This is a genomic window from Phaeodactylibacter xiamenensis (genome assembly GCF_000759025.1).
GTDB lineage: Bacteria > Bacteroidota > Bacteroidia > Chitinophagales > Saprospiraceae > Phaeodactylibacter > Phaeodactylibacter xiamenensis.
The window spans coordinates 127,974-139,307 of the sequence record NZ_JPOS01000020.1; the positions used below are offsets into that span (position 1 = coordinate 127,974).

The window sequence follows — 11,334 nt, forward strand, 5'->3', positions numbered from 1 at the left end:
CCAGAAAATTGTACGACTATGCAAAACGATCAACCTTCAAAAATGAAACGCCGGGACTTTGTCAAAAAGACCGGTTTCGCAGCGGGTGGCCTGATGATGGCGCCCTCTATACTTTCCGCTAAAGCTTATGTAGCAGGCGAAGATACCATCAAAGTCGGGCTCATTGGATGCGGCGGGCGTGGCACAGGTGCTGCCCTTCAGGCGATGTCCGTTAAAGAATCCGTGAAGTTAGTCGCTATGGCGGATGCATTTCAGGACCGGTTGGAAAGCAGCTATAAGCAGCTGCAGGCGGAAATGCCTAATTACGAAATCGATGCGGCCCGTATGGACGTCCCCGTGGAGCACCGTTTCCATGGTTTTGATGCCTACAAACAGGTGATTGATCTGTGTGATGTGGTTTTGATCGCCACCCCTCCCGGCTTCCGTCCTGACCATTTCGAGGCGGCCATCAAAGCTGGGAAGCATGTCTTCATGGAGAAACCCCTGGCCGTGGATGGCCCCGGGGTACGCAAGGTGCTGGAGACCGCAGAAGTGGCGAAAAAGAAAAAACTGAATGTAGTGGTGGGCCTGCAGCGGCATTACCAAAAAAAATACCAAAAATGGGTCGACCTGCTGCATGAGGGCGCTATCGGGGATATCACTTCTTCCCGTGTGTACTGGAACAGCGGTGGTGTGTGGGTACGCCCTCGCAAGCCAGGCCAAACTGAGATGGAATACCAAATGCAAAACTGGTATTACTTCAACTGGCTCTGTGGCGACCACATCAATGAGCAGCATATTCACAACCTCGACGTGGGCAACTGGGTCAAACAAGCCTATCCGGTACGGGCATCCGGTATGGGCGGGCGGCAGGTGCGCACCGGGCCGGAGCACGGTGAGATTTTCGACCACCACACGGTAGAGTATGAATATGCTGATGGTTCCTTCATGCACAGCCAATGCCGCCATATCAAGGGCTGTCCCACTATGGTGACGGAAGCTTTTCATGGTACCAATGGCACAGCACCGAAGCCGGGCGTCATCCTGACCCGCAGTGGCCACAGCATCCTGGATTACAACGACCGAAAGGATCCGAATCCGTATCAATACGAGCATGATCTCCTCTTCGAAGCTATTGCGAAGGGCGACTACAAATACGAAGATGCAGAGAATGGTGCGAAGGCAACCCTAACGGCCATCATGGGGCGCATGGCGACATACTCCGGGCAAGTCATTGAGTGGGACGCTGCCCTGAATTCGGACCTCAGCCTGATGCCGGAGAAGTTGGCCTGGGACGCGAACCCGAAGGTCATGCCGCTGGAAGACGGTACCTATCCCATCGCAGTGCCTGGAGAAACCAAGGTGCTGTAGGATGTTGAATCTGCACAGCCCGTTAATATGGCTAAGCTGTTTGTGGTGCGTGGCGGCAGGTGCGCAAGAGCGTTATGCCTTCACGCACCCACAAATGGGTACAGCGTTTCGGGTGATCCTGTACGCCGGTTCCGACAGCCTGGCCCAAACGGCTGCCGGGGCAGCATTTGATACGCTTGAGGCCCTCAATGCCCGCCTCAGCGACTACGACGCGCAAAGTGAGCTGAGCCGGTTAAGCGAATTGGACTCCGGTGCTGTGGTGAAGGTCAGCCGCCCGCTTTGGGAAGTGGTGCAGCAGGGGCAGAGCTTATCCGTATTGAGTCAGGGCGCCTTTGATCTGACGATTGGGTCACTGTCCAAGCTCTGGCGCCGCGCCTTCCGTCAACAACAATTTCCCGGTTTTAAGCAGATTGAAGAAGCCCGGATACGGGTGGGGTATGAATCCATTCAGGTATTGCCCGGACTGCGCCTGCAGGTGTTGCGCTCCGGGGTTAAGCTCGATGCCGGAGGGATTGCCAAAGGGTTCGCAGTGGATGTGATGACTGAGGTCCTGCTCTCCCATGGCATCCAAAGCAGCCTCGTGGATGGGGGCGGAGATATCCGCGTCACGTCACCCCCGCCGGATGCGCCTGGCTGGGCCATTCAGGTGCAGCAAGTGGACAGCCTTGGACAGTCCCAATCTGTCAACCTGCACTTGGCCCACCGCGCTATCGCCACCTCTGGCGACCACTACCGCTACCTCAGCTGGGAAGGGCAACGCTACAGTCATATTATTGACCCTCGTACCGGGCTTGGGGTGCAGCACGGCGCACAGGTTACGGTGCTTTGCTCCGATTGTGCTACAGCTGATGCATTGGCGTCTGCCATTAGTGTGATGGGGCCAGATGCGGATTGGGGAGGGCTGCTGCAGGCTTATCCGGATTGTGAGGGGTGGGTGGTGCGGAAATAGCATGTTAGCCGATGGATCGAAATCAAAAAGTAGTGGCGATCAATAGAAAAGCGCCTGCCTGAAAGAGGGCAGGTCAACGACTTTTACGGTGGGAAAAGGAATAGTGTCTAATACTTTGAAGTGTTTATCATGAGTTACCAGATAGTTGGCGTTGGCTGAAATCGCCAAATCTGCAAACTTGTTATCATCAGGATCAGTTTCTATAAGCCCCCATCGGAAATATGGTTCAGTAAAATTGACATTGGGAGCAGTTGAAAGAATTTTTAAAACTAAGTCGGCAGTTTTAGGAGAGTAAAAGGAAGAGAGTTGTTCTTCGTATTCAGTGAGAATTTCATTACTAACCAACCATTCAAATAATCCATCCGAAAATGCTTTATATAGCCAAAACTCAGGATTTTTTCGAGGAATGGAAACGATTAAGCAGTTGGTGTCAATGACAACTTTCAATGGGCATTACGTTGTTGTTGATTTAGACGCTCTTCAAAGTCAGCTGTTGTAAGGTTTTTGTCTGCTATCACCTCATCCAGCTCTTTTTGTAGTTCATTTTCGTAATAATCCATCAGCAACTGTTTGATGTGTGCCATTTCATCAGAGGACATTTCTCTGCTAAACAAACGGATTAGCGTGAGTTGTATCTCGTTTAAGGGAGGCTGTTTTGTTGTGTCCATTATTATAATGTTGCTAAAAGCTAAATAACACAAAACACTTTCCTAAAGTTCCCTGCTTCTTGGGCTACATTTACGCCCAAGCTTAACAGGTGTTTCAGGTAAATCAATGGCGAGATATTCTACAAGCACCTATTACCGCCCAAAAGAAAATGAGCCCAGCATCCCTGCTGCGCCCATTTCCTCATCGTTATCGGTCTTGACTAACTTCTAATCCAGGTTTAGATATCCTTCTTCGCCAGATAGAAGTCTACCATTTCGTATTCTGTATTCTTGATGCGCTCGTCCATCTCTGCCAGTGTTTTGGGTGGAGGAACGATGGCTTTTTCGCCCGGAGTCCAGTTGATAGGCAGGGCACAGTTACACTCGTCTGCTGTTTGCAGGGCAATCAGTGCACGCTTGATTTCTTCCATGTTACGGCCCACATTGAGCGGGTAGTACATCATCAGGCGGATGGTGCCTTTAGGATCGATAAAGAATACCGCGCGTACAGCAGCAGTAGAGCTTTCCTTATCGTGCAGCATGCCGTACAGTTGAGACACCTTCATGTCCAGGTCAGCGATGATAGGAAACTGGAAATAGACGCCTGTCTTTTCCTTTACGTTGTTTACCCAGGCCAGGTGGGAGTGAATGCTATCGATGCTAAGACCGAGCAGCTTGGTGTTGCGCTCGTCAAAGAATTGCTGGTCAACCGCAAAAGCGCTCATCTCAGTCGTGCAAACCGGTGTGAAGTCGGCAGGGTGAGAGAATAGAATCACCCAGCTGTCTTTGTTGTACTCGGAAAGCTTCAGAGGTCCGGTAGTCGTAGAGGCGGTAAAGTCAGGTGCCTGATCGCCGATGCGCGGCATTTGATTGATCGTGGTGTTATCTTCCATGTTTTTCTATTTGTTTTATTATTTGATAACACAAATCTATGATCATATGGACATGATTTATGTGCCGGCTATCACACAAAGCATCAGGTTTTTCTATGGTGCTATTGGTTAAAACTATACTTTCGACAAGACGGCGACCTCTATTTTTCAGTGCAATTCAGAATTATATTTTGACTCTTAATTGCTCAAATGTTGAACTGTTTAGAGATGCTTTTTTAGCATCCAAATAGTAATGATAGATAAGCAGACTGATGCAGAACTTAACCCTAAACGCCTTTTGGTTCTGAGGGAAGGACAGGTGAGACTATTCAGAAAGCACACCCACTTATTTTTCATAAGGGTTAATGAGGCTTAGACCTTCAATATGCTTGAAGTCTTTGACATTTCTGGTGAGTAGTGTAAAATCATGAGCCAGGGCAGTAGCAGCAATGATTGCATCCGGGAGCTTGATTTTATGAGCCTTTCGTATTTCTGCGGTTTTTAACTTTATAGCCTTCTCCAGCTCGAGGACCTGGGCGTCATGAATAAAGTTACGAAGAACAATCAAATCTTTCTCCGAATCTGTCTTCCAGCAGAGCAACTCTATTTCGGTGATCACTGAAATCGCAGGACTGGAATCCAGTAGGGTCTCATCGATGAACTTTTCAGCTGAGGGCGGAAATTGTTGCTGCAAGTAATAAATAGCGGTATTGGTGTCCCAAAGATATTTTAGTCCCATTCGCCTCTCAATTCGTCTAACTGTTGGTCAATCTCGCTTAAAAGCTGTTTGGACATAGCTCCCTTATACTTAGTCCAGTCTACAGGTTCTCCATGCTCTTCGGGCTTGCTGTTTCTCAAACGGATAAGCTCCAAAGACTCCATGTCCCGTAAAAGGTTCAGTGCTTTTTCGTTTATAATATCTACTGTGATAGTCCGCATATTACTGATCGTTAAATGAGAAACAGCTGTGTTGTTTCATGGCGGAATGACAGACTACTGATATAGAGTGCAGCATTTCAACCATTTGTACAATCAACACAAATTTAGAAGAAAAAGGTCAATATTCTGCCCGTAAAGCTTACTCCTCAATCTTAATACCCATCCGCTTCATTAGAAGGGTGGCATTGAAGGACTGGCTCACGCCCTTCTTAAGCTTGTAGTCGAAGTGCAGTTTGCCATCCTGAATCTCCACTTCTATGCGGAGGTTCTCAATGGTGCCGTTGGCTTCAGCTTCCAGCTGCCCCAGCTCCAGGTCGTGGGTGGCAATGATGCCTGAGCCCCGGCTGCGGATGAGCTGCCGGATGAGTGCTTTGGAGCCGGTATGCCGATCGTTGCTGTTGGTGCCTTTGAGGATTTCATCGAGGAGGAAGAAGGCTTGCAGTTTTGGCGGCTGATGGTCAGCGGTATCCTCCACGGCCTCAATGATGAACTTCAGGCGCTTGAGCTCGGCATAAAAGGAGGAAGTGCTTTCCTGAAGGGCATCCTGTGTGCGCATGCTCGTGTATACCTGTAGGGGCGGGAGCGCCATGCTGCGGGCGCAGACCGGGGCGCCGGCCATAGCGAGCGCCATATTCAGGCCTACCGTTCTCAAAAAGGTACTCTTGCCAGCCATATTCGAACCCGTGATGAGCTTGATGTGCCCATTGGTGGGCAGGTGGATATCATTGCACACCCGCTTGTCGCGGTGCAGCAGGGGGTGCCCCAGCTCTTCGGCTTCCACCACGGCACCATTTGTGATGGCAGGGAAAGCCCATTCCGGATTGTTATGATGAATATTGCCCAGGCTGCTCAGGGCTTCAAAGCTGGCCATGGCTTCAAACCACCTGGGCAGGTGCCCCTGCACAGCGGCTTTCCATTGCTCCAGCCGGTAGACATACTGCAGTTCCCATAATCCAAAGATGTTGAAAATAAAGGAAAAGGCATTATAGCGTACATTCAGCTGCCGGATGATATAGGACAGGCGGCGGATCATAGCAGAGGCGGGCTGCCCTTCGGTCGACAGCTCATCGTGGAGCTGACGCAGGAGGGGGCTTTGGAATTTTTGCCCTTCAATATGCTGAATGAGCTGTGCATAGTGCCGTAGGGCCAGCTCCGCATGCGTTGTTTTTTGGTGCGTTTCGTTGACCCGTTCCACGAAGCGCCGCAGGATAAGCAGGGCTGGCAGGTACAGTAAAATACCCAGGTACCAGGGCAGGTACAGCGCCCAGATTACGGCAGCTGCAACCGACCATAGCGGCATGATGTAAAGGGCAGCAGCTACCCATGTTTTGTCAGTCAGAAAAGGGGGCTCTTTCATCCATCGGTGCAGCAGGCTGATTTGCTCCAGGTTATCCTCTGTTTCCAGTCCGTAGGCCTGAAAGTGCTGCCGCCACTCCAGCATTGGGCCGAGTTCCTGTATGGCTGCCTGCCGTTGTTGGATGGCCTCAGGTGTGGCTGGTTCGGCCAGCCATCGGGCGAGCATTTGCTGTCCCAGGGCAGTGACGGCCCGGTTGAGGTACTGAAACATGGAAAAAGGCCCGTAGAGATCCAGGTCGATAGCATTGGGGTGCCCATGATCAAGGAAGCGGGCGCCATCGTCGTAGTTTGAAAAATCGTGCTGTTCCACCGCAGCCTCCCAATCATTGACTTTGGCGAGGTTGCGCTGATGTTGTTCTTCGGCTTTCAACCGTTGGTGCCAGGTGACGAAGCGGTAGAAGCCTGCCAGAAAGACAATTATGCTAACCACACCCACGAGAGCGTTTGCCCCATTCCAGAGGAGTACCACCGCAGCAATACCCCCCAGAAAGATCAGCAGGCGAATGATGGAAAGACGATTGTAACGCTGGCTGAGGGCTTCGGCAGCCGATTCAAACTGAGCTACGCGTTCCGTATATTTGGGTCGGGTCATGTTAAGTATTCTGATTAACGGATCAGGGTGCTGGCCAGGCTCAGCAGTGCTGTTTCCGCGAATTTAGGCCCCATCAGCTGCATGCCAATGGGCAGTCCTGCGTCGTCTGATCCTACAGGGATACAAATAGCCGGAATGCCAGCCATGTTGGCCTGTACCGTAAAAATATCCGCCAGGTACATCTCTACCGGATCGGCTGATTTATCGCCTAGTTTCCACGCTGTGGTTGGCGCAGCAGGCATCATAATGAAGTCGTAGTCCCGGAAAATGGCATCCGTTTTTTCTTTGAGCAGGCGGCGTACCTTTTGGGCTTTGGTGTAGTAAGCATCGTAGTAGCCCGCGCTGAGCACAAAAGTGCCAAGCATAATGCGGCGTTTGACTTCTGTACCGAAGCCCTCTGTACGGGACTGCTGATAGGTTGACAAGAGGTCTGTTGCATTTTTGCTGCGGTAGCCATAGCGGATGCCATCGTACCGGCTGAGGTTGGAAGACGCCTCGGCTGTGGTCAGTACATAATAGGCTGGGATCAGGTAATCAAGGAGGTCAAATTCAACGCCCTCCACCGTATGCCCTTCCTCTTGCAGTTGCTGAATGAAGGTCTGGGCAGTAGCCCTTACTTCGGGCTGTATGCTTTCGTGCTGTAGGGCAGAAGGAAAATAGGCAATGCGCTTTCCGTAGGGGGCAATCTTGATCTCCGCTGCCGTTGGCACCGGCTTTTGGCTTGCCGTACTGTCGTATTCATCAGGGCCGGACATGATTTCCAAGAGCAATGCTGCGTCCTCTACCGAATGAGTCAGGGTGCCGATTTGATCAAAAGAGGAGCCATAGGCCAGCAGCCCGTGGCGGGAAATCCGCCCGTAGGTGGGTTTCATCCCAATCACACCGCAAAACGATGCCGGCTGTCTCACCGAGCCTCCGGTATCTGAACCGAGGGAAGCCAGGCAGGTATCCGCTTGTACCGCTACCGCAGAGCCTCCGGAAGAACCGCCGGGCACCCGATCTGGGTCAGCGGCGTTACGTACGGGGCCGAAGTGGGAGGTTTCATTGGAGGAGCCCATGGCAAACTCATCACAATTCACCCGCCCGATGATGATGGCATCTTCAGCGAGCAGCCGCTCAATAGCAGTGGCAGAGTAGAGCGATTCAAAGCCTTCCAGAATCTTAGAGCCGGCCTGAACGCCATGCCCGGCGTAGCAAATCACGTCTTTGTGTGAAAGCACCATACCATACAGCCGGCCAAGCTCTCCGGGCGACTGCTGATAGCGGGCGTCGAGGGTACGGGCACGTTCCAGTGCCTCTTCCGCATATACCTCAACATAGATATTCAGATGGGCTTGCTGCTCAATTTGATTGAGGTAGTACTCTACGAGCGCTGTGCAGGTCAGGTCGCCATCTTCAATAGCCGTACGTACTTGGGAGAGGTGGGTGAATTTGGGCATGGCGGATTAGTTAAGAATCTTTAGGGTCCAGCGGTTTTTTTGGGGGCTTTCGCCGGGTTGGAGAATGGCAAAATCCCGTTTTCGGGTACTAAGGTTCAGTCCCACGCCCACGCCAGCCGTAATCAGGCTGTACCCGGCGATGCGGAAGTAGCGGTCTCCATTGAAGCTGCCTTCTCCATAATCAATGCTGGCAAGGGGGGCAACGAGCAGTGCACCGGCACCACCAGCCACCATCAGGATTTTACCGGCTTTATTCAGGCCCTCGATAGCCGGAGTGCGGTAATGGATCGAGTTGACCTCTTCCAGAGGAAGGCGGTAGGGTTGGCGGCCGAGGAGCTCCTCATAATAGGTTTTATCTTCTCGTTTTAGCCCATTTTCAAAAAGGTATCGCTTGGTCTCCTCTGTGGGTAGGATTTGCAGCAGCCCTCTTTCCGGAGTCTGTAGCGCACCGGTCAGCACCCGGTTATTGGAGCGGACCATCTGAGCGGCGGGCAAATCCAGATGCAAATCGACAGTACTGCCCGGCTGCAGGGTGAGGGTACGCCTGCTGACGGTGTTTTCCAACTGCAGCTCCTGCGCAATAGCAAGGCTGCCGAGGGCACAAAACAGTAAGCTGAGGTAAAAACGCTTCATCACTTCAGTTGGTCTATGATCGCATTCAGTTGGAGGTTTTCCTGTTGGCCTGTTACCATGTTTTTGAAGGCGAGCTCGCCTGATTCCATCTCGCGGTCGCCAATAACGACCGTGTACGGTACATTCCGCTGATCAGCGTATTTCATCTGTTTCCTTACCCTGGCAGGGTCCGGGTAAAGCTCGGCATTAATGCCCGCTGCCCGTGCCTGCTGCAGGGCTTTGAAGGCATAGCGGTGCGCTTTCTCATCAAAGGCAATGAACAGCAGTTGCAGGGTATTGGCTTTGTCTTCCGGGAAGAGGCTGAGCTCTTCCATAACATCGTAAATGCGCTCCGCCCCGAAGGAAACACCTACACCGGAACCGTTGGTCCTCATGCCAAAGTTTTCGGTGAGGTTGGCGTAGCGGCCGCCCCCGCCGATGCTGCCCATTTTGATATTTTCCTGCCCTTCGGCTTCCAGGTCAACGGCTACTTCGTAAATGCAGCCGGTGTAGTAGTTGAGCCCGCGGGCAAGGGTGATGTCGAATTGGATGGTATTGTAGGTGGGTCCCATATTGAGGTATTCAAAGACCGTTTCCAGTTCTTCAATGCCCTTGAGCCCGGGTTTGCTTGCCGCAAAGGTGGATTTAAGGGCTTCCAGCTCAGTGGTGCCCAGCATGGCCTCAATTTTTTCAATGGCTTCGGCAGAGATATCCCGCTTGCTGAGCTCTTGCTTCACGCCATCCATGCCAATTTTATCGAGTTTGTCGATGGCGATAGTCATGTCCATGAAGCGGTCTTCAGATAATCCGGCAGCTTCTGCCATGCCCGCCAGAATTTTCCGGTTGTTGAGCTTGATGACCACCTTGAGCCCCAGCTTTTGGAAGACCTCATCGTAAATCTGTGCTAGTTCGGCTTCGAACATGAGAGACTCCGAGCCCACCACATCCACATCGCATTGGTAAAATTCCTGATAACGCCCTTTTTGGGGCCGGTCGGCACGCCAAACCGGTTGAATTTGGTAGCGCTTGAAAGGAAAAGGAATATCGTTTTGGTGCATGGCCACAAAGCGGGCGAAGGGCACGGTAAGGTCGTAGCGCAGCCCCCGCTTGGAAATGGAAGGGACCAGCTTTGCCGAGTCCTTAGCCTGCAGCGCCTGATCATCCGCTTTGGAGAGGAAATCGCCGTTATTCAGTACTTTGAACAGCAGTTGGTCGCCTTCCTCCCCGTACTTGCCGGTAAGGGTAGCGAGGTCTTCCATGGCAGGCGTCTCGATAGGCTGAAAGCCATAGCGCACGAAGACTTCCCGTATGGTGTCGAATATGTAATTGCGTTTGATGACCTCAGCCGGGCCGAAGTCGCGTGTACCTTTAGGGATACTCGGTTTCATAGTCGTTTTTTCTAGATCGTAGAAGCGAATTGCTTCAGGAAGCGCACATCGTTCTCAAAGAAAAGGCGGATGTCGCCGATGTCATACAGGCGCAGCGCCTGCCGCTCAATACCCATGCCGAAGGCAAAGCCGGTATACTTAGTCGAGTCAATACCACAGTTTTCCAACACAGTAGGATCGACCATGCCACAGCCCAGGATTTCCAGCCATCCGGTGCCTTTGGTGAGGCGGTAATCTTTCTCGGTTTCGGTGCCGAGGTAGACATCCATCTCCGCGCTTGGCTCGGTGAATGGAAAGTAGGAAGGGCGCAGGCGGATTTGCGCATCGGGCCCGAACATCTCCCGGGCGAAGTACAGCAGCGTCTGCTTCAGGTCAGCGAAAGAGACGTTCTCATCCACATACAAGCCTTCCACCTGATGGAACTGACAGTGGGAGCGTGCAGAGACGGTCTCGTTGCGGTACACCCGGCCCGGCGCAATAATACGGATGGGCGGCTGTGTATGCTTCATCACCCGTGCCTGTACGGAAGACGTATGCGTACGCAGGAGCATCTCCATGCTGTTTTGCAGGTAGAAAGTGTCCTGCATATCGCGTGCCGGGTGGTCTTCCGGCGTATTCATAGCGGTGAAGTTGTGCCAGTCGTCCTCAATTTCCCGGTCGTCGGCCACCACAAAACCAATACGCTCAAAGATGCGGATAATGCGGTTCATCGTCACCGCAATCGGGTGGCGGGAGCCCAGTTCGATGGGTTCGCCCGGTGCGGTCAGGTCGATGTCTTTGACGGCCGCTTCTTCTGCCGCAGTTTCGAGCTGCTGTTTCAGGCTGTTGTACTTGGCCTCTGCGGCTTCCTTTACAGCATTGACCCGCTGACCGTACTCCTTTTTCTGCTCGTTCGGGATATTACGGATTTCTCCAAATAGTACCTTAATGACGTTTTTGGAGCCCAGGTATTTGATGCGAAACTGCTCGAGCGCCTGCAGGTCGCCCGGCTGATCGGCCTCAATGGCCGCCTTCATTTCGTCTACTTTGCGGAAGGTGTCTGCTGACATAGCGGTTCGGATATTTTTCAAGTCCAATTTAAGACGCCCAAAGGTAGAAAAATTGTGGTAGATATGCTGCCCGGGGGCTTGTAAAAGGCTGCCTGGTGCAGGGAGTTGGGAACTTAACCGCCTCAACAGGAGTTTTACATT

At 52.2% G+C, this 11,334-nt stretch carries 12 protein-coding genes; 2 read left to right on the plus strand and 10 right to left on the minus strand.

Annotated elements, in window-relative coordinates; all coding sequences use genetic code 11:
• Positions 1-18 precede the first annotated feature (18 nt).
• Together IX84_RS09670 and IX84_RS09675 are read left to right on the plus strand one after the other, a co-directional pair.
• Positions 19-1,350: a Gfo/Idh/MocA family protein gene (locus IX84_RS09670; protein WP_044219429.1), complete on the plus strand. Its 1,332-nt coding sequence runs from the start codon at positions 19-21 to the stop codon at positions 1,348-1,350.
• Between the two features lies 1 nt (position 1,351).
• Positions 1,352-2,299: an FAD:protein FMN transferase gene (locus IX84_RS09675; protein ID WP_044219431.1), complete on the plus strand. Its 948-nt coding sequence runs from the start codon at positions 1,352-1,354 to the stop codon at positions 2,297-2,299.
• Positions 2,300-2,338: 39 nt separating this feature from the next.
• Here the strand turns inward: IX84_RS09675 and IX84_RS09680 are convergent, their stop codons facing one another.
• From IX84_RS09680 to pheS, 10 genes are all read right to left on the minus strand, one after another.
• Positions 2,339-2,746, minus strand: a complete 408-nt coding sequence (locus IX84_RS09680; RefSeq protein WP_044219434.1) for a putative toxin-antitoxin system toxin component, PIN family — start codon at positions 2,744-2,746, stop codon at positions 2,339-2,341.
• On the minus strand, positions 2,743-2,967 hold the full coding sequence (locus IX84_RS09685; RefSeq protein ID WP_044219437.1) for a hypothetical protein: 225 nt from the start codon (positions 2,965-2,967) through the stop codon (positions 2,743-2,745). The genes IX84_RS09680 and IX84_RS09685 overlap by 4 nt, the downstream gene beginning before the upstream one ends.
• Before the next feature lie 218 nt (positions 2,968-3,185).
• Positions 3,186-3,839: a peroxiredoxin gene (locus IX84_RS09690; RefSeq protein WP_044219440.1), complete on the minus strand. Its 654-nt coding sequence runs from the start codon at positions 3,837-3,839 to the stop codon at positions 3,186-3,188.
• A gap of 325 nt (positions 3,840-4,164) precedes the next feature.
• Positions 4,165-4,557, minus strand: a complete 393-nt coding sequence (locus IX84_RS09695) for a type II toxin-antitoxin system VapC family toxin (protein WP_044219442.1) — start codon at positions 4,555-4,557, stop codon at positions 4,165-4,167.
• Complete coding sequence (locus IX84_RS09700) at positions 4,548-4,757, minus strand: hypothetical protein (RefSeq protein WP_044219445.1); 210 nt, start codon at positions 4,755-4,757, stop codon at positions 4,548-4,550. Before IX84_RS09700 ends, IX84_RS09695 begins: the two co-directional genes overlap by 10 nt.
• A 139-nt stretch (positions 4,758-4,896) precedes the next feature.
• On the minus strand, positions 4,897-6,705 hold the full coding sequence (locus IX84_RS09705; protein ID WP_044219448.1) for a MutS family DNA mismatch repair protein: 1,809 nt from the start codon (positions 6,703-6,705) through the stop codon (positions 4,897-4,899).
• A 14-nt stretch (positions 6,706-6,719) separates the two neighbouring features.
• Positions 6,720-8,144, minus strand: coding sequence for an Asp-tRNA(Asn)/Glu-tRNA(Gln) amidotransferase subunit GatA (gatA, locus tag IX84_RS09710; RefSeq protein WP_044219451.1), 1,425 nt, complete (start codon positions 8,142-8,144; stop codon positions 6,720-6,722).
• 6 nt (positions 8,145-8,150) lie between these two features.
• On the minus strand, positions 8,151-8,777 hold the full coding sequence (locus IX84_RS09715; protein ID WP_044219453.1) for a hypothetical protein: 627 nt from the start codon (positions 8,775-8,777) through the stop codon (positions 8,151-8,153).
• On the minus strand, positions 8,777-10,144 hold the full coding sequence (gene hisS, locus IX84_RS09720) for a histidine--tRNA ligase (protein ID WP_044219456.1): 1,368 nt from the start codon (positions 10,142-10,144) through the stop codon (positions 8,777-8,779). Before hisS ends, IX84_RS09715 begins: the two co-directional genes overlap by 1 nt.
• Positions 10,145-10,155: 11 nt before the next feature.
• Positions 10,156-11,193: a phenylalanine--tRNA ligase subunit alpha gene (pheS, locus tag IX84_RS09725; RefSeq protein ID WP_044219458.1), complete on the minus strand. Its 1,038-nt coding sequence runs from the start codon at positions 11,191-11,193 to the stop codon at positions 10,156-10,158.
• Positions 11,194-11,334 lie beyond the last annotated feature (141 nt).

Bases quoted from the DNA above. Each gene is read 5' to 3' on its own strand.
- IX84_RS09685 (WP_044219437.1), bottom strand. From the start codon at position 2,967: ATGGACACAACAAAACAGCCTCCCTTAAACGAGATACAACTCACGCTA.
- pheS (WP_044219458.1), bottom strand. From the start codon at position 11,193: ATGTCAGCAGACACCTTCCGCAAAGTAGACGAAATGAAGGCGGCCATT.
- gatA (WP_044219451.1), bottom strand. From the start codon at position 8,144: ATGCCCAAATTCACCCACCTCTCCCAAGTACGTACGGCTATTGAAGAT.
- IX84_RS09705 (WP_044219448.1), bottom strand. From the start codon at position 6,705: ATGACCCGACCCAAATATACGGAACGCGTAGCTCAGTTTGAATCGGCT.
- hisS (WP_044219456.1), bottom strand. From the start codon at position 10,144: ATGAAACCGAGTATCCCTAAAGGTACACGCGACTTCGGCCCGGCTGAG.
- IX84_RS09690 (WP_044219440.1), bottom strand. From the start codon at position 3,839: ATGGAAGATAACACCACGATCAATCAAATGCCGCGCATCGGCGATCAG.
- IX84_RS09715 (WP_044219453.1), bottom strand. From the start codon at position 8,777: ATGAAGCGTTTTTACCTCAGCTTACTGTTTTGTGCCCTCGGCAGCCTT.
- IX84_RS09695 (WP_044219442.1), bottom strand. From the start codon at position 4,557: ATGGGACTAAAATATCTTTGGGACACCAATACCGCTATTTATTACTTG.
- IX84_RS09700 (WP_044219445.1), bottom strand. From the start codon at position 4,757: ATGCGGACTATCACAGTAGATATTATAAACGAAAAAGCACTGAACCTT.
- IX84_RS09675 (WP_044219431.1), top strand. From the start codon at position 1,352: ATGTTGAATCTGCACAGCCCGTTAATATGGCTAAGCTGTTTGTGGTGC.
- IX84_RS09670 (WP_044219429.1), top strand. From the start codon at position 19: ATGCAAAACGATCAACCTTCAAAAATGAAACGCCGGGACTTTGTCAAA.